This window comes from Acinetobacter bouvetii DSM 14964 = CIP 107468, assembly GCF_000368865.1.
GTDB classification, from domain to species: Bacteria; Pseudomonadota; Gammaproteobacteria; order Pseudomonadales; family Moraxellaceae; genus Acinetobacter; species Acinetobacter bouvetii.
On the sequence record NZ_KB849726.1, the window covers coordinates 232,819 to 253,256 of the forward strand.

Genomic DNA, 20,438 nt, shown 5'->3' on the forward strand with positions numbered 1-20,438 from the left:
TGCAATACTTTAAAAGCCTTCAGCTTGAAGGCTTTTTTTGCAGTTGAGCTGTATTCAGCAGTGTCCTTTTTTAGCTTGGCCGGGCGGACAGAAATCGCTATGGCCATGCGGGTGAGAGCCGCGGTCTGGATCGACAATAATACTGCCTTCCCGCGTATGAACTGCGCAGGCTGATAATAGGCTGCACAGAATCATGCTGAACATTAAAGCTTTTTTTTTCATATGAAATTTCCTTTTTTATTCTGGTCACTTTTTATGATAAGCAGATTTCGGTGAAGATCCAGATGAAATTTGCAGCGGAATGTCTGAATGGCCAGCAATTTGTTTAAAACTACACCTGCTTACAATTATCTGACATATTTAATAGAAAGTAATTGAAATGTGACTTGAGTCACATTTATGATTTAAGCAGAAAAACAAGAAGAGCAGGGTGGCTTTATGAATAAATCTAATCAAGTCTATGTCTTTAATGGGCAAAAATCAGGTTTGGCATCGGCTGTGTTTTCCAGTTACCGTCAGGCTGAATTTTGGATAAAAAGAAATTATTTGAGCGGTATTTTAATTGAGTATCCATTGAATGAAAGCTGCTATGACTGGGCAAAAGCTCAAGGCCATTTTAAAGAACGCTCCGCCATAGACCGTGCGCCCATTTTCATCGCTAAGTTTGTGTCCGCCTATCAGCGGAACTGGCATTTTGCGAATGGCCAGCTTGTTGAAAATATTGATGGATAATCAGATGTATTGAAACTGATCAGAACCGTGATTTTCAAAATAAAAAAGAATTCCGCATACCGCGGAATTCCTTTTTTATGGCTGATATTGAGTATTTGAATGCTGTCTAAAAAGGGATCTGCATTAATTTATTCAGGAAATGCGTCAGCAGGCGAGGCTCAATAATAATGGTCATAATCACGCCATAAGCCGCGCCCCATAAATGCGCGCTGTGGTTGATATTGGAATTGCCGCGCTTGCCGGACCAAACGCTGTAAGCCACATACAGCACTGCAAAAATAATTGCGGGTACAGGGATGAAAAATACGAAAATCAGTTTCCACGGTTCAAAGAGAATATAGGCAAATAATACTGCAGAAACTGCGCCAGACGCGCCCAAGCTTGCCCAGCGCGCATCATTTTTATGCTGCAGATAGCTTGGAATAATCGCGGCGATCAGCCCGCCCAGATAAAACAGCACAAAGCCTAAATCAAAAAAATACTGGCGGTAAAAGGATTCGATAATGCTGCCGAAAAAGAACAGCGTAATCATATTGAACAGCAGATGCGCGCCGTCCGCATGCACAAAGCCGTGCGTGATAAAGCGGTCGTATTGCCCGCGTTGCATGGCTGGCGGCCAAAAAATCAGCCGGTTCATGAGGTTCTGATTTTGGAATGCCATAAAAGAAACAATGACCGTAATAATAATTATAGTGACGGTATGGTTTAAATGTAAATCCAGCATAAATTGGCGGTCTATTGATCAATATTTGCTGATCATAATGCCACTAAATGCCCGATAAGCGTTAGCTTTCAATATAATTCCGACAATTTTGGTTGATTTTTTCGTAATAAACCGCATCTTAAGCTAAAATAGCCGCTTCAGCTTGAGGAAATATTGTCATGTCGACTGAGAACAACAGCACAGCAGTTGCTGAAGAAATTCCAAACCTATTGATCACGCCAACTGCTCAAGAGTATTTGAAGGATCTTTTGGATAAACAAAACACGCCGGGTATTGGTGTGCGTGTATTTGTGGAAAATCCGGGTACGCCTCGTGCTGAATGTTGCATGGCTTACAGTGCGCCTGAAGAAGTTGTGCCGACAGATTATAAACAGGATTATCCTGATTTCCCTGCCTTTGTCGATGCGCCATCCATTCCTTATTTACTGGATGCCGTGATTGATTACAACAAAGACCGTTTTGGCGGGCAATTAACTTTCCGTGCGCCAAACTCTAAAGTGCCGCGTGTCGGCCCTGATGCATCAGTAGAAGAGCGCATTACTTATGTGCTTCAGTCTGAAATTAACCCGGGCCTTGCAGGGCATGGCGGCAACTGCGCATTGGTTGAAGTGGTTGAAGATGCCGAGCACGGATTAACCGCTGTGCTTAAATTCGGCGGCGGCTGCCAAGGCTGTTCATCCATTGACCTGACTTTAAAGCAAGGTGTAGAGACTACGCTGAAGCAGCATGTACCTGAACTTGCGCGTGTTGTGGATCAAACGGATCACAGCAATACGGAAGGCGCTTATTTTAAATAAGCCATTTGAATAAATAAAAATAGCCTCAAGTTTGAGGCTATTTTTTTACACAAAATTAATATTAGAAATGATAATAATTATCAATATTAATTGCATTATGTTTCTATTTTGTTAATATTGCCCGCAAATTTACTTTATTTCTCCATTATTTTTTGTGGGTATACGTATATGAATAAGCCGTTTTTACAATCCGCTTTGGCTTTTGCCGTGATGTCAGCAATGAGTGCAGCCGTTCATGCAGAAGAGCAAATGGTGCAGGACGATGTGACAAAATTAGAAACCATTGTAGTGACAACTGCGGGCGGCTTTGAACAGAATATTGCAGATGCGCCTGCTTCAATTTCGGTTATTACTGGTGAAGAATTACAAAAAAAATCATATACCGATGTAATTGATGCAGTGAAAAACATGCCGGGCGTATCAGTGCAAGGCGGCGGGAATAATAAAGAAATCACGATTCGCGGCATGGGGGCAAGTTATACCAAGTATCTGGTCAATGGGCGTCCTGTCAGTGCGGGCAGAACAGTGAATGGCAATGGCACAGACGGCGGTAAAATTGGTGCCTATTTACCGCCAATTGACATGATTGAGCGCATAGAAGTGGTCCGTGGCCCAATGTCATCCCTGTATGGTTCGGATGCCATGGGCGGTGTGATTAACATCATTACGAAGAAAGCCTCATCCAGCAATTGGCATGGCAGCATTTCTCCTGAATATACAAAATCGAATAATGACTATGCCAATGACAGTTATGGTGTTGGTTTTTATGCTGCAGGCCCGCTGATTAAAGACAAATTATCTTTAAGCTTAGACGGTAATTTTCAGGGCAATGACGAAAGTGACTATGTTGGCGGGGAGGGGCAAAAATCGGGTTCAAGCGAATCTGAAAAGAAAATCAGAAAGTTAGGCACGGAATTGGTGTGGAATGTGAATGAGCACCATGATATTGGTTTGCGTTATGACTTTACAAACCAGCAGTACACAACAACCTTAGGCAAAAGCGTGGGTATTGCAAGCCAAGCGTCAACCAATGAAAATGAAAAAGAGCTGTATACCTTAACGCATAAAGCAAATTACGATCATTTTACGGTTGATTCATACTATCAGGATGAAACAACCAAGAAAGTGTATAGCGGCGCGGTCAGTGATCAAAAGCAGGAAGAGTTGAAAGTATTCAATACGCAAGGGACATTCTTCTTGGGCGATCATACTTTAACGTTGGGCGGTCAATATCAAACAGAAAAAATTACCGATACGACGAATGGTTTGGCCAGCGTAACGGGCCTGACCACACTGGACCGCTGGCTATTTGCTTTATATGCAGAAAATGAATGGAACATCACGGATGATTTTGCTTTAACGCTGGGCGCCCGATTCAATAAAGATGAGTACTTTGGCGGAGAAGTTACTCCGCGAATTTACGGTGTGTATCACTTAACCGACGTTTTAACTTTAAAAGGCGGTGTGAGTACAGGCTATAAGCAGCCGGCCATTAGCCAAATTTCTGAAGGTTTTGGCAGCCGCACAGGCAAAGGCAGCGGGGTGATTATCGGCAATCCTGATTTGTCTCCAGAAAAAAGCACCAGCTATGAGTTAGGCTTTAATTTTTCAGATCCTGAACTGGGCTTAACCAGCAGTCTGATGGTCTTTAAATCAGATTTTAAAGACAAAATTGTAGAAAACCGCTTGTGTGAAACCCCTGGGACAACCAATAGTTCTCCTGTTCAGGACTGGAAATGTTCAGCAAATGGCAACCCATACCGATTTGTCAGCCAAATGATGAACGTTTCTGATGCCGAAATGAAAGGTGTTGAATTCGCATTAGACTATGACTTGCTTTATAACTTACGCGCGAGCACCAGCTATACCTATACAAAATCTGAGCAGAAAAGCGGTGAGTTTAAGGGGCAAGCTTTAAATAAAATGCCAAAGCATATGCTGAACATGGGGCTGGATTATGATGTTTCAGATACATGGAATACGTGGATGGACTATAATTATCGCGGTAAAACCAGCGATTATTTAAGCCGTACTTCGATGGGCAGCGGCACGCCGGCCTATGGCACTTTTGATGCAGGCGCTGTTTTTAAAGCCAGTGAAAAACTCAGTCTGACGGCGGGTGTTTATAATATTGCCAATAAAGAAATCACCAATAGCGAATACGATATTGTGCTTGATGGCCGAAGATATACTGTAGGCATGAACATCAAATTCTAATCCGCACATAAAAAAAAGCCGCGTTAAGCGGCTTTTTTAACATTGAATTTAAGGCTTTAAAATCGCTTGCGCTTCTTCAGAATAATAAAACTGAGCTAAATAGACGCGGGCGCGCTCACGCAAATATTCTGAACGGATCATCTGCTGAATGACAGGGTTGAGTAAGCCTTGCAGCTCTGTCTCCATCAGCGCCTCATCAATGTTTAAATCCCGCAGCAATAAATCAAAAGGACGCTCTGCATTTCGGATATACCATGCATAGACGCCGTCATGCACTTGCTGCTTTAGATATCCGCTTTGACGGATAAAGTCCAAAATCTCTGCACCCATGCCAACCGTTTGCGGTAAATCTGGCACTTCAATATAGTTTTTCAGCACAGACACCGGCATGGCTTTAATTTTATGCCACAAATTGGCCTGAAAATGGTACAGCTTATGATCGTCAAAGTGCTGATTGAGGACAGTTTCACTCATTTGGCTGAGTTTAAGAATATTCTTCTGCAGGTATTTGCCGACAGCATCATCTAAATTGGTATCGGTGACATTTTCTAAAACAGACTTGCCCATTTTCATAAAACGCGACACGCCCGGGACGTTTTTTGCGATAACCGAATTGTCCAAATAGTCCTGAATGGAGTGCTGAATCAGCTGGCTGATCATGGCGGAAAAAGCTGGGCTGTTGACCACGGTCTTAATCAGGCGCTGGCGGTGGCCGCTTTTGCTGGCCACATATTGCGCAATTTTATCAATGGTCAGTACCGGAATAACATCCGCAATCTGCGTGGTTTCATTGATCGGGTGAATCAGCGCGAATTTAATGTGTTCTGCAATTTGTTCTATCAGAAAACCGCTGGCAGGCGTGTCTAAAATTTGCTTTTCAATCAGGCTGTGGATTTGTTCAAAAGACCACAGCTGCTGCAAGGGCTGCTTTCTGAACCAGTGATAAAAATTTAAAAACTCAGATTGGACAGTGCCAGATTCAGCAAAGGTCTGGTCTAAAAAATTAAGATGAGCTTCGATCAAGCGCTCAATCATTGGATGCTTCTGCATGCTGTCCCTGAATCCCCAGTCTATTTAAAACCGGGTGAATTAGTTTAAAGGAATAAGTTTATCCATCAGTGGATTTTTAAACTTCTGGCTTTTTGCAAGGAATGGCAAGTAATGGTCTGCAACGGCCTGCTCCGCTTCAATAATGGGTACATGGCCCACATTGTTAAGGATGACAGGTGCTTCAGCGCGTTTCAATAATGTTTTTAATTCATTTGCCGCTTCAACATTAATAATTTTATCCTGCCTGCCCCATAGAATCAGCGTTGGCGCTTCAACTGACTTGGTTAAGCGGGCAAAGCTGTCAGGGGTATAAATCCGGTTTAAAGTGACCACCTGATCAATCATTTTCTGAGTCTGCTCCGCTTGGGCAATCAGTTGCTGTTCTTGCGCTTGCTTGAGCTTAAAAGGCACAGCAGGCGGGTTTTGCATCAGCTGATGCATCACGCCGTCAAAATCGCCCGGCTTGGATACAATCAGCTGCTTTAAGGAGGATGGATTCTGCGTATAAGGCGTCAGCGCATGCTTATAAATGCCGGCGCTGTTCAGCAGAAATAAGCTTTGCGTATCAAATGGATACTGCGCAGCATAAACCGTCGCAATCGAACCGCCCAGTGAATGGCCGGCAACATTCAGCCGATCTTCTATATCAATTTTTTCAACAAACTGGCGCAGCTGCTCAGTGACGTTTGGAATGGAGATGTCAAAATTTTCAGGAACTTTCGTGTCGCCATTGGTGGGCAAATCGGGAATGATCACATGATAATAGGGCGTCAGATAGTGCGCGACGCGACTCCAGTTGTCTCGGTTTCCAGCCAGCCCATGAATCAGCAAAATGGACGGATTGGCGCGGGAGCCGCCTTCATTGTAGCTCCATGTAATATTGCCGATTTGCACTGTTTTAGAGCTGAGGCCGGCGGCTTTGCGTTCCTGCACTAAATAGTTTTGCAAAATTGCGGGCTGAGCGGCTGCCGCTGGGTGATTGCCGGCGGCAAAGCTGGGCTGAGAAAATATGAACAGGCCGCAAAGGCTTGCACATTTCAATACCCGGCCGAAAGTCGAATGTAGTCCCTTCATTGACTGATGTTACCCCTAAAAAACAGCAGGAATTTGTTCTTTCATTTATTTAAAAATTAACTGAATGAGCACATTCGCTTAATTGAATTATTTATGAAGATGATTGTAGTTTAAATGTTGTGATTGTCACGCGCAGCTTTTTGACGGAGTTAATTGAGCTTGAATAAAATGTGAACTGTGTCTTGAAAATGACCGAAAAAAATTAGATCAAAATATTTCGGATTGGCATTTTCTTCCTATTTATTCCAAAAATATTCTGCGACGGGCAGCTGAATGCAGAAAAAGCATAGCGCGGCTGCAAAATTGATCCTGTGAAAACATGCATGAAGAAAAGCCGATTCTCAGCTGTTTTTGCAAGTGACATTCACCAGACAGGGGATTAAAATAATCCAACTTAAAATCAGGGTGGAAGACCATGCTAACAGCAGAAGAAGCTTTAGATCGTTTAAAAAAAGGGAATGAACGTTTTGTAAATGGTCAAACGCAGCATCTTAAGCTTTTGACGCATCAGCAGCGCGCAGAAATGGCGGAAAGCCAAGAACCGTTTGCCATTGTATTGGGCTGTTCAGACTCGCGTGTTCCTGCCGAAATGGTATTTGACCAAGGTTTGGGCGATTTATTTGTGATTCGCGTGGCTGGCAATATTGTTGCGCCCTCGCAAGTCGGCAGTGTGGAATTTGCAGCGGAAAGTTTCAGCTGTCCTGTGGTGATTGTTTTAGGCCATACGCATTGCGGCGCAATTCACTCAACGATTGAAGCATTGATGAACCCTAAAGCACCGCCATCAGCAAACCTGATGTCTATTGTGAACCGTGTGCGCCCATCGGTTGAAATTCTGCTGCAAACTGAATTGAAAGATGATTTAGGTAAATTATCGATGCATGCGGTGCGTTCGAATGTATTTGCATCCGTCAATCAGCTGCGTCACGGTTCTGCCGTGCTGGAAAACTTAATTGCCCAAGGCAAACTGAAAGTGGTTGGCGCTGAGTATTCATTGGAAACCGGCGAAGTAACTTTCTACGATTTCTAAGTCAAAGTCAAAATTATGCAATGCATCAAAGGCGCTGATCAACAGCGCTTTTTTTGTGTGTTTTTAGAGCGCGCCGACGATATAGGGATAGGCATGCTTCAGCAGCATTGGCTGCGCTTTGGCATTGGGGTGAATCTGATCATTTTGAATCAAGTCCTTTTTGCCTGCGACACCTGCTAAAAAGAAGGGCAGCAGCTTCACTTTGTATTGCTGGCTGACGGTTTTGTAGCTGTTTTCAAAAGCTTTGCTGTAGGCTGTTCCGTAATTAGGCGGAATTTTCATGCCCAATAAAATCACTTCAGCTTTGGCCTGCTGGCTTTTTTGAATCAGCTGCGCCAAGTTTTTCTGAATCATCTGCGGCGGCTGCCCGCGCAGGCCGTCATTGCCGCCCAGCTCAATCACCACCACGTGCGGCGCATGCATTTGCAGCAGTTTGGGCAGGCGCGCCAAAGCGCCGCTGGTGGTTTCTCCGCTCACACTTGCATTGACCACTTTATGCGCTTTCGGATACTGTTGGTCTAAGCGTTTTTGCAGCAGGTACACCCAGCCTTGCTGCGGCTGCATGCCATACCCGGCGCTTAAGCTGTCGCCGACAATTAGAATGGTTTTGGCACAGGCCAGCATGGGAAATAGGCTGAAGCCGAGGATAGCCAAATACGGCAGCACCTGATTTTTAAGATAGCGATTTTGCATAAGACTCTGCATAAGATCCTGCATATAACCCTGAAGATAGGAAAGATATGAGCCAAATTCCGACTGACCCATCCATCTTGCCACAAGCGATAATTTCTGCACAGCAATTGACACAAAAGATACAGCTGGGTTCTCAAGAACTGTGCATTTTTGAGCAGATCAATTTAGAAATTTTTGCCGGGGAACAGGTGGCGATTACCGGCCGTTCGGGTTCAGGCAAGTCAACGCTGCTGGGCATTTTGGCCACGCTGGATCAGGCCAGTGCAGGACATCTTAAGGTCTGCGGAGAATCCATCGAGCAGTTAAATGAAGAACAGCGCGCCGTCGTGCGCTTGAAGCATATTGGCTTCGTTTTTCAGTCTTTTCAATTGCTGCCGCATTTGACGGCGCTGGAAAATGTCATGCTGCCGCTGCGTCTGCATCCACACTTTCACTATGCGGCCGCTGAGAAAAAGGCGCATGCATTGCTCACTAAAGTAGGGCTGGCGCGCCAAGCCATGCAAACCCCGAAAGTATTGTCTGGCGGCGAACAGCAGCGGGTCGCTATTGCCCGCGCGCTGGTCAGCGAACCGGCAATTATTTTTGCCGATGAACCCACAGGCAATCTTGATGGTGCGACCGCTACAGAAATTGAACGGCTCCTGTTCCAGCTGAACCGTGAATTGGGGACGACTTTAATTTTAGTGACGCACGATCCGCAACTGGCAGCCCAGTGTCAGCGGCATTATGAATTGGCGGATGGACAGCTGATTGAGCACAGGCAGGGAGGATGAAATGAATGCTTTATTTCGTCCTTTATTGACGCAAAGTTTTAGAAGCACAGGAGGCTATCTGCTGCTGATCGCGCTGACTTTAGCAATCAGCGCCACGACAGCCTTGAAGTTCAGCAATGAGCAGGTGCAGCAGGCAGTGGCGCTGCAGGCGGCAGAAATGCTAGCTGGAGATTTAGTGCTTTCAGACAATGAGCCGATCGACCAGTCTTGGAAAGACTTAGCATCCCGGCAGCAGCTGCGGCAGTCCGAAGTCACCATGTTTGGCACCATGGCGCATACAGCAGATCAGTTTGTCATGGTCAATGTAAAAGCCATTGATCCCGGTTTTCCTTTAAGGGGCGAGCTGCGTGTCAGGCCTGCGGCGAAAGCCATTCAGCCGGGGGAAATCTGGCTGAGCCAGCGGGCAATGGATTTGCTTCATCTCAAAATAGGCGATGCGGTGCAGATTGCAGACGGCACATTTAAGGTGGCCGCCAAAATTGCTCATGATTCCAATCAGGAGCTGGGCTTCAGCGGGTTTTCACCGACTGTAATTATTTCACGGCAAGATGTGGCAAAAACCAATGCCGTGCAGACGGGCAGCCGGATTGAATACCGCCTGCTTCTGGCAGGCGATGCAAAGCAGACGCAGCAATTTGAACAGCGGTTCAAGCAGATCCGCCCCGTCAAAAAAGAAGGGGAAGGCGATCAGCAGAACGCTGCAAATGCTGAAAATCAATCTGCAGATGAACACAGCAGCCTGCACCTGAGAAATGCCAGTGAAGGCAATACTCGTTTGATGAAGCCGATTGCCAATTTGGATACTTTTTTGCAGCTGGCGAATATCTTAACCATTTTGCTGTGCGGGATTGCCATTGCTTTAACCAGTCAGCGCTATGTACAGCAGAATCAAGACTGCATTGCGCTTATGCGCTGCATGGGCGCATCCAAACAGCAGATTCTTTGGGCCTATTTGTCATTGCTGGCAGTGGTGTTTGGGCTGGCGGTCATTTTGGGCAGCGCTGCCGGCATTGCCCTGGGCTACGGCTTGCTGCAGCTGATGCTGCAGTTGATTCCGCAATTGAATATTGCATTCTCCGCGCTGGATCTGCTGCTGGGGCCTTTGCCGATTGCGATGCTGACCAGCGCTGCGGTGCTGCTGGGCTTTGTCATGCCTAGCCTGTGGCAATTGCTGCACACACCGCCGATACGGGTAATCCGCCAGCAGGAAAAGTCGGTGCAGTCGATGCTGTGGATGCTGCTGGCAGGCACTGCCAGTTTGGTGCTGTTCAGCGCTGTGCTGACTGAGAATCTGATACTAACGGCATGGGTGATTGGCGCCATTATGGTTTTATGCACAGTCCTGTATGCTTTCATTTGGGCTGTGCTGAAATTCATCCGAAACTTAAAGATCGGCATTTCTGCCTATGTACGCACACCGTATCAAACAGCATTTCAAATTACAGCTCTGGCGCTGGGTTTGAGCTTAATTACGGTATTGGCTGTATTGCGCACGGACTTGCTGGAGCGCTGGCAGCAGCAATTGCCCGCAGGCACGCCCAACCAGTTTGTCTACGGCTTGCCGCCCATGGACATGCCGGCCTTTCAGCAGCAGCTGCAAGCGCATGGCTGGAAAGGCACGCCGCTGTATCCGAACATCCGTGGACGTTTGGTTGCCAAAAATGATCAGCCTTTTGCCGATGAGCTGGTGAAAAACAATAACTCCCTGCGCCGTGAATTGAATTTAACGCAAGCTTCTGAATTTCCTGCCGACAATAAAACGGTCAGCGGCGCCGCCAAATTCGGCCATGCCAATGAAGTTTCAGTTGAAGCCAAAACCGCGGAAGAACTGGGCATTAAAATTGGTGACCGCCTGACCTTCAGTTTGCCTGAGGGCCTGCTGCAGGCCAAAGTCGTGAATTTGCGCAGTGTGGAATGGGAAAGCTTCAGTCCCAATTTCTTCTTTATTTTTTCTCCGAAGAGCATGGATGAAAATGCTGGCAGTTATCTGGGCAGCTTCTATGTGCCTGAAGCCGAAAAACCGCAGCTGATTCAGCTGATTCAGCAGTTTTCCAGCACCGTATTTATTGATGTGACCTTAATTTTGGATGAGGTGAAGCGTGTGGTCAGCCTGCTGGTGCAGATTATTACGATATTAGCCATTTTGGTTGCGCTGTCCGGTATTTTAGTACTGGTTGCCTGCCTGAATTTACTGATGGATGAACGCAAGCGCGAAGTGGCGCTGCTGCGTTCATTCGGCAGTTCCAAGCACAGGCTGAAACGCATGCTGAGTCTGGAAATTGGCTTTATGGGTTTGATTGCAGGAGTTGTTTCCTGCCTGTTTGCAGAAGTAATCAGCGCTATTGCCAGTTACCATATGGAACTGGCAATACAGCCGCATTGGGAAATCTGGCTGATTTTACCTGTGCTGATGACGCTGCTTTGCGCGCTGATTGGGCGCTACCGCCTGAGTTACCTGACGGAGATTCCGCCTTTGCAGAGCCTGCGCGAGATGAATCAGTAATTCATCTCAGCTGTTTTGCAGTACCGGCGCTTGGCCTAGCGGATAGCGCTGTTCATCATCAGCACCAGCTCTTGCCAAAGCGGTTTAATATAGACCACCAGAGACAGGCAATACTGATACGTGATCCAGCACAGCGCTGCGCCGATCAAGAGGCTGCAGCAATTTACCGCAGCGCTGCGCTGAATTTTCTGACCCAAATACCATGCGCCTGCCAGAAATGCCCCCATCAGCATGCCGCCGATATGGGCGGCATTGTTGATGCCGCTGATCATAAAGCCCATGGCTAAGTTGATGGCCATGACGCTGACTAAGGTCTTTTTATCCAGCAGGAAATGCTGCTGCGGCAAGACCGGAAACAGGGACAGTACCGTGAGTGCGGCGCCAATCCCCATCACTGCGCCAGAAGCGCCGGCGCCGACACTTGGCAGTAATTCGCGGTTGGCTACGCCTAGGCGGATCAGTTCATAGCTGTCTTGAATAGAGACGTAGCCGCTCAGCAGAGAGCCGCTGATGCCGGCTAAAAAGTACAGCCCGATAAAATACACGCGCCCCAGCATCTGTTCAGCAATGCTGCCGAAAATATACAGCGCCCACATATTCAGCATCAGGTGAATCAGGCCAAAGTGAAAAAACATGCTGCTGATGAGGCGGATGGGTTCCGCTAAAAAACTTAAAGGCGCATAATCAGCACCCCAGCGGATAGCATCAGCAGTGCTTGGGCTGCTGATATCCATGCCATGCAGCACTTGCCACGCAAATAGGCCGACATTGACAGCGATCATCAGTGCAGTGAACCACCACAGGTGAATTTCCAGTTTACGGTTTACTTGAGGAGGAGAAAGTTCTGGCATGCTATTCTTTTGGATGATTATTCGTTTAATAACAAGCTTAACATGAAAAAAGCAATTTTCTGGAGCATCAGACTGACATGAAAGCCTTTCTTGCCCGCACTTTACTCATTCTCGTTAGTTTAGTGCTTTTGGTTCAGTTATGGATTTTTGCCAGTTTAGCGTGGTGGCGTACCCATTCCGTTGAAACCACAATGATGATGCGCCTGGACTATTGGTCAGACCCGTCAGAACCGATTAAGCACCAATGGCGTGACTACGATCAAATCAGCGATTATGTGAAACATGCAGTTGTCGCGGCAGAAGACGGCAAGTTTCTGCAGCACAATGGTTTTGACTGGGCCGGCATGCAGTTTGCGCTTGAACGCAATAAGGACAAAGGGCGGGTGGTTGCTGGCGGCTCAACCATTTCACAGCAGTTGGCAAAAAATCTTTTTCTCTATAATAAGCGGTCATTTGTACGTAAAGGCCAGGAAGCTGTCGCGACATGGATGATGGAGCGCATGTGGTCTAAAGAGCGTATTTTGGAAGTGTATTTAAATTCGGTGGAGTTTGGCGAAAATATTTATGGCGTGGAAGCTGCGTCACAGCACTATTTTGGCAAAAGCTCGCGCAGTTTAAGCCGTGAGCAGGCTGCATTCTTGGCCGCCATTTTGCCGAATCCAAAATATTATCAAGACCACCGCAACGATCCTAAGCTTAAATACCGTAAGCGCATGATTCAAAAATACATGCGCTACAGCCATATTCCATAATGCAGCGGCCGAAGTAAAAAGTTTTAATAAAAAGCCTGGATTTCTAGGCTTTTTTTATGAAATTGTCATAAATTTGAAGCATACTTAGCGTTATGCACCGCACTTTCAAAAATCATAGGTTAGACATGAATACGGCAGCTGACACATCTTTGGCATCTACTGAATATACTTATAATGATCGCTACATCAATCGTGAGCTTTCGATTTTAGATTTCCATCTGCGTGTTTTGGAACAGGCGGTTGACCCTTTGCATCCGCTGCTTGAGCGCATGAATTTCCTGCTGATTTTTTCGCGGAATTTAGATGAATTTTTTGAAATCCGTGTTGCAGGCATGATGGAGCAGCTGGATTTAGGCAATGAAAGCCATACGCCGGATGGTTTGACGCCAAAGCAGGTTTTAGATCAAATTTCAGCAACGGCGCATGCGGCGATTGAGCGCCAGTACCGGATTTTGAATGAAGAAATTCTGCCTAAATTGCGTGAAGAAGATATTTGTTTCCTGCGCCGCGGCGAACTCACGCCAGCTCAATCGGCATGGGTGAAAAAGTATTTTCAGGAACAGGTTGCGCCCGTACTGACACCGATCAGCCTCGATCCTGCGCATCCTTTTCCGCGCTTGGTGAATAAGAGCCTGAATTTTATCATCACCTTAGAAGGCAAAGATGCTTTTGGCCGGCAAATTGACTTGGCTGTTGTGCCTGCGCCGCGCTCTTTGCCGCGTGTTGTGCGCTTGCCGGATGAGCTGACAGGCGGCAAAGAGCATCACGTGATGCTGTCGGCGATTATTCATGAGCATGTGTCCGATTTGTTCCCAGGCATGACGGCAACAGGCTGTTATCAGTTCCGTGTGACACGCAATGCCGATTTAGCCTTGAATGAAGATGTCGAGGACTTGGCGAAAGCATTAAAAGGCGAATTGAATTCACGCCGTTTTGGCCGTGCAGTACGCTTGGAAGTTACGCATAACTGCCCTAAGCATATTTATGATTATCTGCTGGATGAGTTTGATCTTGAACAAGAGCAGCTTTATAAAGTCGATGGCCCTGTGAACTTGGCGCGCTTATTGTCCAACTTTAAGCGCCCGCATTTGCGTTATGACTCGCATACGCCGGTCATTCCCAAAGTGCTGAAAAAAGCTGAGAATATTTTCAGCGCAATGCAGAAGCAGGATATCCTGCTGCATCATCCCTTTGAATCTTTCGCGCCCGTGATTAATTTGCTGCGTGAAGCTGCGCGGGATCCGCAAGTTTTAGCGATTAAGCAAACCTTGTACCGCAGCGGCCCAGACTCTGAAATCGTACAGGTGCTGGCGGAAGCTGCGCGCAACGGCAAAGAAGTAACCGCTGTAATTGAATTGCGCGCCCGTTTTGATGAAGAATCGAATATTGAGGTTGCCAATGTATTGCAGGAAGCTGGCGCCGTGGTGGTCTATGGCATTGTGGGCTACAAGACGCATGCCAAAATGATTTTAGTGGTGCGCCGTGAAAATAATAAGCTGGTGCGCTATGTGCATTTAGGCACAGGCAATTACCATGCCGGCAATGCCCGCATTTATACAGACTATGGCTTGCTGACTACAGATAAAGAGCTGTGTGAAGATGTGCACCGCATTTTCCAAGAGCTGACCGGCATGGGCAAAATGGCGAAACTGAAAAAGCTGCTGCATGCGCCATTTACTCTGCATGCGCAGCTGATCAACTTTATTGACGATGAAATTGCCAATGCCAAAGCAGGAAAGCCTGCACAAATTATTGTGAAGGTGAATGCCCTGACGGAAGTTCAGCTGATCAACAAGCTTTATGAAGCGTCGCAGGCAGGCGTTCAAATCGACTTGATTATCCGTTCCATTTGCTGCCTGCGCCCAGGTTTGCCTGGCCTGTCAGAAAATATCCGTGTCCGTTCGATTGTCGGCCGTTTTCTGGAACATACCCGTGTCTATTATTTCAGCAATAATGGCGATGCCCGTATTTATTGCTCTAGCGCTGACTGGATGGACCGAAATTTGTTTAACCGTGTAGAAGCCTGTTTTCCTATTGAAGATGCAGCGCTGAAGAAGCGAATTTATCAGCAAGGTTTAGTAAATTACTTAAAAGATAATCAGCAGGCATGGCAGCTTCAGGCGGATGGAATATGGGTGCGGGTGCAGGCGGCTGATGATGAAGAGCCGCATAATGCGCAACGTATTTTACTGGATTTAATCAAGTAATTGCATAAACAAAAAAGGGGCTTAGCCCTTTTTTTGTTTATGCTGCAGGGCGATTTTCCGGAATATATTCTTAATAAAGCTGTATATTTGATATTCAGAGGCTTTTAAAGAGGACGCTGTTTCTTCTGGCGATTCTGAGTGGCTGATGTGTCCTAAAATTGCCGTTTCTGCAGGGCTGAATACATGATGCGCTGGCAGATTGCTGGCTGAGCTGAACTGCTTTTGCAGCAGTTGAGCCAGCTGCGGATGCAAAATGGCGCCGCCGCTTAAGATGCACTTAAGATGCTGAAATTGCTGTTCTGCCGGCGCATTACTCAGCAAATAGGCATCCGCGCCAAGTTGAATGGCTTCAAGAATTTCAGCTGACTTGAATATGCTTTCATGAATTGTAATGAGATAGCTGAACGGATAAAGCTGTTTGATGTTTTGAATGGCGCGCAAATTGCTGTGATCTTGAATATTTAAAAAAATTAAATTGGGTAGATGTTCAGCGGTGACTTGATTTGCTTGTTCTTCGGAGTTTGCAGATAACACCAGTTCTTCAGGGTAACCTAAGTCTTTCAAAATGATGTGCAAAACGATGCTGTGCGGCTGCAAGGCCGGCGTGATTCTGCCCTGATGAATAATCAGTACGGGCACGGGCAGAATTAATTCGTTATGCATGAATTGGGTCACTCTAACATCAGAAAATTATGAATATGGTTATGCTTAGTTTTTGAAACTTTGCATTAAATTGATTTAAATATCTATCCCTAGAAATAGGGATTTAAATTAATTTATTATATTTAAGTATTTGTTGAATAATATTTATTTTAATAATTGAATGTTTTTATTTATTTTCGGCATTGATGATGCAATGTGTAAACTTTGCTGAAGAGGAATGTATTGGATCACCATGCCAAGGGCAATATGCATGCAGAGTATAAAAACTATTGCTCACCATTCTCTTTTTATATGCGCTGATGCAAGGCGGGCTGTATAGGAAATGAGGGGGAGGAGCGGCGCATTCATTTTTACATAGTTATTCTTAAGTGTGATGTATATCACAAAATAAATTAAAATCGATGATTTAACAGGAATTATATTTGCTTTTAATCAAAGAATTGTTAAAAAATACCCAAAAATAGGGATAGGACAAAAGCTGATGGCGCTCTAGTATAGCCGCATCTTCTGACTTATCTGGCTAGGAAGAAGATTTATCAAGGATACAAATGATTTGATCTTCGAGTTTGAAATCATTTGTATTATTTCCTTAAAAGGGCAACCGAATTGGCTTGCCCTTTTTCTTTTTTTTAATTGAAAAAAAGGAGCCATGCAGGCTCCTTTTAATATAAGAATTACAGTTGCATTAATGCAGATTGTGCATGATTTTTTGCATGATTTGCAGTAACACGTCGAACTCGCTTTGCAGCGGCGTGCTCTTGCGGGTAATCAATGCCAACGTCCGGCTAGGGCCTGCTTCGATGGGTTTAACAGCTATGTTTGCATCGGCTTTAAGCATATTGGCATGCAGAGCAATTTCCGGCAGCAGGGTAAAGCCTAGGTCTGCAGAAACCATTTCAACTAAGGTCGGCAGTGAGCTGGCTTTTAAGCGGTGGTCATTTTTACGCTCGCCAACCGGGCAGGCGCTTAATGCGTGGTCACGCAGGCAGTGGCCTTCTTCCAGCAGCATCAAGCGTGATAAATCTAAATCATCTAGAGAAACGGCATTGGCAGCGTTCTGGTCCGCCCGGTTATAAACTAAATATAAGCTTTCTTTTGCAATTTCAGCAACTTTCAGGCTGCGTGTATCAAATGGCAATGCCAAAACAACCATATCTAAGTTGCCGTGCTCCAATTTTTCAACAATTTTTTCACTCTGCGCTTCATGCAGATGCAGCTGAATTTTCGGCAGCTGCTTGTGCACTTCATCCAGCAGCTGTGAAAGAATAAATGGCGCAATGGTGGGAATAATGCCGAGGTGCAAATCGCCTGTGAGCGGCTCACTCATTTCACGGCTCAGGCGCATTAAGTCCTGCGCATCGGCCAAGAGAACACGTGCTCGGGCAACAACCTGCTCACCAAGCGGTGTTAAACGGACATTTTGGCGGTCGCGTTCAACAAGTACGCCGCCTAACAAACGCTCAAGCTCCATAATGCCGCCAGACAATGTGGACTGGGTGACAAATGAACGGCGCGCAGCTTCAGTAAAATGCAGCGTTTCTGACAGCGTTACGAGATATGACAGCTGTCTTAGAGATGGTAATGCAGCCATAGTGACCTAATGTTTATGAATTAAAGTGATCAGCAAATAAACCGCTAATATATGGAATAAAATGCGGAGGGATATCATGCCCCATTCCATCAATTAATTCAAATTTAGCGCCGGAAATTGCTTTCGCAACAGCTTTGCCATGGCTGGGCGGGAGCAGGCGATCGCATGACCCGTGAACAACCAAGGTTTCTTTCTGTATTTGTTTGTCCAGATTCAGCAGTGAACCTGTACATAATATTGCTAAAAACTGCTGAAGTACACCCGCTGGATAATAACTTCGCTGATATAGCTTGCGGGCGGTTTGGATGGCTTCCAGCTGATTGATATAGCCAGGCGATCCAATAATATTGAAAACCTTCAGGCTATGATTGACGATTCCTTCTTCGTCATGTGATTCAGGCTTGCCAATCAGGCTGAATAATTGCTTTGGAAACGGCGGCGGCAAGAGCGGCTGATTGTTGCTGGTGAACATTAAGCCCAGCTTATTGATTTTTTCAGGATATTTTGCCGAGAGTATTTGCGCAATCATTCCGCCCATTGAGGCGCCAATGATATTCACTTTGTCTAAACCCATGCGGTCAATCAGCAGCGAAACATCTTCCGCCATATCATGCAAATTATATGGCGCGCCTTGATTTTCCAGCCCCAGCATAAATCGGCCCATCAGTTTGAGGGTATTCAGGCGCGGGCCTTTATTTCTGATTTTTGAAGACAGTCCAATATCGCGGTTATCAAAGCGGATAACCCGGTAGCCTTGATCGATCAGGGATTTGCAAAAGAAATCGGGCCAATACAGCATTTGAGCGCCTAAGCCCATGACCAGCATGATTGGCGGATGTTCTGGGTTTCCCCCAGCTTCTACGTGCAGCTCAATGCCATTGCCTAAATCGACTTTGGTTTCATGCATAAATGCTGTGTACGGAGAATTGTTAAATTGTAATGCGCTGTTCATTATTATTCTCCCCATTCAAGGACGTTTTATGTGAAAAACGTCCTTATATTAAACGCTTAAATGGATGCAGGAATCAAGTCCGGAACCTGCTTAGTTAACGCAAGGCGCTGTTTGCCAGCGGCAGCGCCCAGCAGCACGAAGCCGCGCAATGTGCCTGCGCTGTCAGTCGCTTTTGCCAGCATGCCGTCTTCTGTTTCTTCTGTTTCCCATGTGACGTCGACATCGACAGGCGCAGGCAATACCGTCAGCGGCGCAGCAGGTGTTTTCACCGCGACGGGCATAGCCGGGTAATGCACCGCGGTCTGCTCGCCGTTGAGCGTCTTCGCCAGCGCGCGCGCCTGCTGCATGATCGGCATGACATAAGGCAGCAGGGTGCCATTGACTTCGGCGCAGTCGCCCATGGCATAGATATCAGGCAGGTTGGTTTCTAGGCCGGCATTGGTCAAGATGCCTCGGCTGGTATGGATGCCAGCCGCTTTCGCCAAGTCAATATTCGGCTGCAGGCCAATTGCAGAAAGAACGGTATCCGCTTTCAGGCTCTGTCCATTGGCTAAAGTGACTAAATAGTGACCATGGCTGGCTTTGGAAATTTTTTCGACGGTAGTTCCCAGTACAAAGTGAATGCCCGTCTCTTCTAAATTCTCTTTAAATGCGTCTGCAACATGCGCTGGCAATAAGCGGCCCAGCGGCTGTGGCGCAAGGTCAATGACAGTTACGCTGTGGCCTGTATTTTGCAAATCATTGGCAAATTCACAGCCAATTAGGCCTGCACCTAAAATCACCACACGCTTATCGGTACTTTGATCGATTTGGCTGCGGAAGGCTTTATAGTCATTCAGGCTGTTTACGACATGGATATCATCGCTGCCGTCACCTGCAATCGCCAGGCGGATTGGATTTGCGCCGACCGCTAAAATTAATTTGGAATAGGCTCGAACTGCTGCTGAACCCTCAGTGTTCTCAAGATGCAGCTGATGCGCGGCGGCATCAACCGATTTCACCCAAGTGTGGTTGATGATTTGCATATTTAACTGCGCAGCCATTTTTGCCGCATCGCCTAATGCAATTTGCTCTGGCGCTTTTTTGCCTGTATAGGCATTGGATAAAGTGGGTTTTGCGTAGTTCGCTGCGTCATCGCCACAAATCATGATAAGTTCTTGTTCGGCGTTCAGCTTGCGGAATTCACGTGCAGCTGCATAGCCCGCCATACCTGAACCAATAATCACAATAGGGTGCATACTCTACTCCAAGCGCATTAATCTATTTTTAAAGACGTAAAAAAAGACCATAACGGCATGGTCTTTTATTTTTATGAATTAAATTTCAACCATTTCAAAGTCGGCTTTTGAAACGCCGCAATCCGGACAAGTCCAGTCATCTGGAATATCGTCCCATTTTGTGCCGGCGACAATACCGTCTTGCGGCCAGCCTTCTGCTTCGTCGTAAATCCATCCGCAAACGATGCATTGATACTTTTTCATTTGATTCTCCAAAAACTGATCTAAACCGGGGATCAGCTAAAATTCCAGATACTGCAAGACTCTAATAATATGACTTTAACAGCAAACTCTTGGCGTAAATTTTTACGCAGTTCTGATCATAAAGTAAAGTGAATAAGAGTTTAATCAGCGAAATAAAAAGCAGAATGTCCAGCAGGGACAAAAAATGTCAGAAAAATCACGATTTACATAATTTTTGTCTGACAATTTAAAGGCTGAATACTGCAATCAGAGTCAGCATGCGGCGGATGCCAGTCTTAATGAAGACTATCTAGACTAAAGTCGTGAAGCCTTTTGATTGGCTATTTGTTAAATTATGATCAGGCTATT

19 protein-coding genes are annotated in these 20,438 nt (G+C 46.1%); 8 read left to right on the forward strand and 11 right to left on the reverse strand.

Translation table 11 applies throughout. The features are described from left to right. Nucleotides 1-54: 54 nt before the first annotated feature. Nucleotides 55-222: a hypothetical protein gene (locus F941_RS16610; RefSeq protein WP_005008171.1), complete on the reverse strand. Its 168-nt coding sequence runs from the start codon at nucleotides 220-222 to the stop codon at nucleotides 55-57. A gap of 216 nt (nucleotides 223-438) precedes the next feature. On the opposite strand from F941_RS16610, the gene F941_RS04095 reads away from it, so the two are divergent. After that, nucleotides 439-732 carry a DUF7710 domain-containing protein gene (locus tag F941_RS04095; RefSeq protein WP_005008173.1) on the forward strand — a complete coding sequence of 98 codons (294 nt, stop codon included), beginning with the start codon at nucleotides 439-441 and terminating at the stop codon, nucleotides 730-732. A 106-nt stretch (nucleotides 733-838) separates the two neighbouring features. Here F941_RS04095 and F941_RS04100 read toward each other — a convergent pair whose 3' ends face one another. Next, nucleotides 839-1,456: a rhomboid family intramembrane serine protease gene (locus F941_RS04100; protein ID WP_005008175.1), complete on the reverse strand. Its 618-nt coding sequence runs from the start codon at nucleotides 1,454-1,456 to the stop codon at nucleotides 839-841. 158 nt (nucleotides 1,457-1,614) lie between these two features. On the opposite strand from F941_RS04100, the gene nfuA reads away from it, so the two are divergent. Together nfuA and F941_RS04110 are read left to right on the forward strand one after the other, a co-directional pair. After that, the gene (gene nfuA, locus F941_RS04105; RefSeq protein WP_005008176.1) at nucleotides 1,615-2,253 is read left to right on the forward strand and encodes a Fe-S biogenesis protein NfuA; all 639 of its coding nucleotides are present in this window, start codon (nucleotides 1,615-1,617) and stop codon (nucleotides 2,251-2,253) included. A 168-nt stretch (nucleotides 2,254-2,421) separates the two neighbouring features. Then, nucleotides 2,422-4,470, forward strand: a complete 2,049-nt coding sequence (locus F941_RS04110; RefSeq protein ID WP_005008179.1) for a TonB-dependent receptor domain-containing protein — start codon at nucleotides 2,422-2,424, stop codon at nucleotides 4,468-4,470. A gap of 48 nt (nucleotides 4,471-4,518) precedes the next feature. Here F941_RS04110 and F941_RS04115 read toward each other — a convergent pair whose 3' ends face one another. Further along, nucleotides 4,519-5,520, reverse strand: a complete 1,002-nt coding sequence (locus F941_RS04115) for a hypothetical protein (RefSeq protein WP_005008180.1) — start codon at nucleotides 5,518-5,520, stop codon at nucleotides 4,519-4,521. A 39-nt stretch (nucleotides 5,521-5,559) separates the two neighbouring features. Next, entirely contained in the window at nucleotides 5,560-6,594 is a 1,035-nt protein-coding gene (locus tag F941_RS04120) for an alpha/beta fold hydrolase (protein ID WP_005008182.1), read from the reverse strand. 415 nt (nucleotides 6,595-7,009) lie between these two features. Here F941_RS04120 and F941_RS04125 point away from each other — a divergent pair, with 415 nt between their 5' ends. Next, nucleotides 7,010-7,624: a carbonic anhydrase gene (locus F941_RS04125; protein ID WP_005008184.1), complete on the forward strand. Its 615-nt coding sequence runs from the start codon at nucleotides 7,010-7,012 to the stop codon at nucleotides 7,622-7,624. Nucleotides 7,625-7,687: 63 nt separating this feature from the next. Here the strand turns inward: F941_RS04125 and F941_RS04130 are convergent, their stop codons facing one another. Further along, complete coding sequence (locus F941_RS04130; protein WP_018572396.1) at nucleotides 7,688-8,317, reverse strand: arylesterase; 630 nt, start codon at nucleotides 8,315-8,317, stop codon at nucleotides 7,688-7,690. Nucleotides 8,318-8,364: 47 nt separating this feature from the next. Here F941_RS04130 and F941_RS04135 point away from each other — a divergent pair, with 47 nt between their 5' ends. Together F941_RS04135 and F941_RS04140 are read left to right on the forward strand one after the other, a co-directional pair. Further along, nucleotides 8,365-9,090 (forward strand): ABC transporter ATP-binding protein, encoded by a 726-nt coding sequence (locus F941_RS04135; protein ID WP_005008188.1) that lies wholly within the window; start codon nucleotides 8,365-8,367, stop codon nucleotides 9,088-9,090. A 1-nt stretch (nucleotide 9,091) separates the two neighbouring features. Then, nucleotides 9,092-11,593 (forward strand): ABC transporter permease, encoded by a 2,502-nt coding sequence (locus F941_RS04140; RefSeq protein ID WP_005008190.1) that lies wholly within the window; start codon nucleotides 9,092-9,094, stop codon nucleotides 11,591-11,593. A 35-nt stretch (nucleotides 11,594-11,628) separates the two neighbouring features. Here the strand turns inward: F941_RS04140 and F941_RS04145 are convergent, their stop codons facing one another. Beyond that, entirely contained in the window at nucleotides 11,629-12,444 is an 816-nt protein-coding gene (locus tag F941_RS04145) for a rhomboid family intramembrane serine protease (protein WP_005008194.1), read from the reverse strand. Nucleotides 12,445-12,521: 77 nt separating this feature from the next. On the opposite strand from F941_RS04145, the gene mtgA reads away from it, so the two are divergent. Beyond that, nucleotides 12,522-13,196 (forward strand): monofunctional biosynthetic peptidoglycan transglycosylase, encoded by a 675-nt coding sequence (gene mtgA, locus F941_RS04150; protein ID WP_005008198.1) that lies wholly within the window; start codon nucleotides 12,522-12,524, stop codon nucleotides 13,194-13,196. A 125-nt stretch (nucleotides 13,197-13,321) separates the two neighbouring features. Next, nucleotides 13,322-15,403, forward strand: coding sequence for a polyphosphate kinase 1 (gene ppk1 / locus F941_RS04155; protein ID WP_005008201.1), 2,082 nt, complete (start codon nucleotides 13,322-13,324; stop codon nucleotides 15,401-15,403). Nucleotides 15,404-15,424: 21 nt separating this feature from the next. Here ppk1 and F941_RS04160 read toward each other — a convergent pair whose 3' ends face one another. The 5 genes from F941_RS04160 to rubA all read right to left on the reverse strand — a co-directional run bounded on the left by F941_RS04160 (nucleotide 15,425) and on the right by rubA (nucleotide 20,090). Then, nucleotides 15,425-16,066, reverse strand: a complete 642-nt coding sequence (locus F941_RS04160; RefSeq protein ID WP_005008202.1) for a transcriptional regulator — start codon at nucleotides 16,064-16,066, stop codon at nucleotides 15,425-15,427. Nucleotides 16,067-16,751: 685 nt separating this feature from the next. Further along, entirely contained in the window at nucleotides 16,752-17,657 is a 906-nt protein-coding gene (oxyR, locus tag F941_RS04165; protein ID WP_005008203.1) for a LysR family transcriptional regulator OxyR, read from the reverse strand. Between the two features lie 13 nt (nucleotides 17,658-17,670). Continuing rightward, on the reverse strand, nucleotides 17,671-18,609 hold the full coding sequence (estB, locus tag F941_RS04170) for an esterase EstB (protein WP_005008206.1): 939 nt from the start codon (nucleotides 18,607-18,609) through the stop codon (nucleotides 17,671-17,673). Nucleotides 18,610-18,665: 56 nt separating this feature from the next. Continuing rightward, entirely contained in the window at nucleotides 18,666-19,847 is a 1,182-nt protein-coding gene (locus tag F941_RS04175; RefSeq protein WP_005008207.1) for an NAD(P)/FAD-dependent oxidoreductase, read from the reverse strand. A gap of 78 nt (nucleotides 19,848-19,925) precedes the next feature. After that, the gene (gene rubA / locus F941_RS04180) at nucleotides 19,926-20,090 is read right to left on the reverse strand and encodes a rubredoxin RubA (RefSeq protein WP_005008208.1); all 165 of its coding nucleotides are present in this window, start codon (nucleotides 20,088-20,090) and stop codon (nucleotides 19,926-19,928) included. Nucleotides 20,091-20,438: the final 348 nt, after the last annotated feature.

Excerpts from the sequence above, each read along its gene's own strand:
- estB (WP_005008206.1), bottom strand. The coding sequence starts at position 18,609 with ATGAACAGCGCATTACAATTTAACAATTCTCCGTACACAGCATTTATG.
- F941_RS04145 (WP_005008194.1), bottom strand. The coding sequence starts at position 12,444 with ATGCCAGAACTTTCTCCTCCTCAAGTAAACCGTAAACTGGAAATTCAC.
- F941_RS04125 (WP_005008184.1), top strand. The coding sequence starts at position 7,010 with ATGCTAACAGCAGAAGAAGCTTTAGATCGTTTAAAAAAAGGGAATGAA.
- F941_RS04135 (WP_005008188.1), top strand. The coding sequence starts at position 8,365 with ATGAGCCAAATTCCGACTGACCCATCCATCTTGCCACAAGCGATAATT.
- F941_RS16610 (WP_005008171.1), bottom strand. The coding sequence starts at position 222 with ATGAAAAAAAAAGCTTTAATGTTCAGCATGATTCTGTGCAGCCTATTA.
- mtgA (WP_005008198.1), top strand. The coding sequence starts at position 12,522 with ATGAAAGCCTTTCTTGCCCGCACTTTACTCATTCTCGTTAGTTTAGTG.
- F941_RS04160 (WP_005008202.1), bottom strand. The coding sequence starts at position 16,066 with ATGCATAACGAATTAATTCTGCCCGTGCCCGTACTGATTATTCATCAG.
- F941_RS04140 (WP_005008190.1), top strand. The coding sequence starts at position 9,092 with ATGAATGCTTTATTTCGTCCTTTATTGACGCAAAGTTTTAGAAGCACA.
- F941_RS04130 (WP_018572396.1), bottom strand. The coding sequence starts at position 8,317 with ATGCAAAATCGCTATCTTAAAAATCAGGTGCTGCCGTATTTGGCTATC.
- F941_RS04095 (WP_005008173.1), top strand. The coding sequence starts at position 439 with ATGAATAAATCTAATCAAGTCTATGTCTTTAATGGGCAAAAATCAGGT.
- F941_RS04120 (WP_005008182.1), bottom strand. The coding sequence starts at position 6,594 with ATGAAGGGACTACATTCGACTTTCGGCCGGGTATTGAAATGTGCAAGC.
- rubA (WP_005008208.1), bottom strand. The coding sequence starts at position 20,090 with ATGAAAAAGTATCAATGCATCGTTTGCGGATGGATTTACGACGAAGCA.
- F941_RS04100 (WP_005008175.1), bottom strand. The coding sequence starts at position 1,456 with ATGCTGGATTTACATTTAAACCATACCGTCACTATAATTATTATTACG.
- ppk1 (WP_005008201.1), top strand. The coding sequence starts at position 13,322 with ATGAATACGGCAGCTGACACATCTTTGGCATCTACTGAATATACTTAT.
- F941_RS04175 (WP_005008207.1), bottom strand. The coding sequence starts at position 19,847 with ATGCACCCTATTGTGATTATTGGTTCAGGTATGGCGGGCTATGCAGCT.
- oxyR (WP_005008203.1), bottom strand. The coding sequence starts at position 17,657 with ATGGCTGCATTACCATCTCTAAGACAGCTGTCATATCTCGTAACGCTG.
- F941_RS04115 (WP_005008180.1), bottom strand. The coding sequence starts at position 5,520 with ATGCAGAAGCATCCAATGATTGAGCGCTTGATCGAAGCTCATCTTAAT.
- nfuA (WP_005008176.1), top strand. The coding sequence starts at position 1,615 with ATGTCGACTGAGAACAACAGCACAGCAGTTGCTGAAGAAATTCCAAAC.
- F941_RS04110 (WP_005008179.1), top strand. The coding sequence starts at position 2,422 with ATGAATAAGCCGTTTTTACAATCCGCTTTGGCTTTTGCCGTGATGTCA.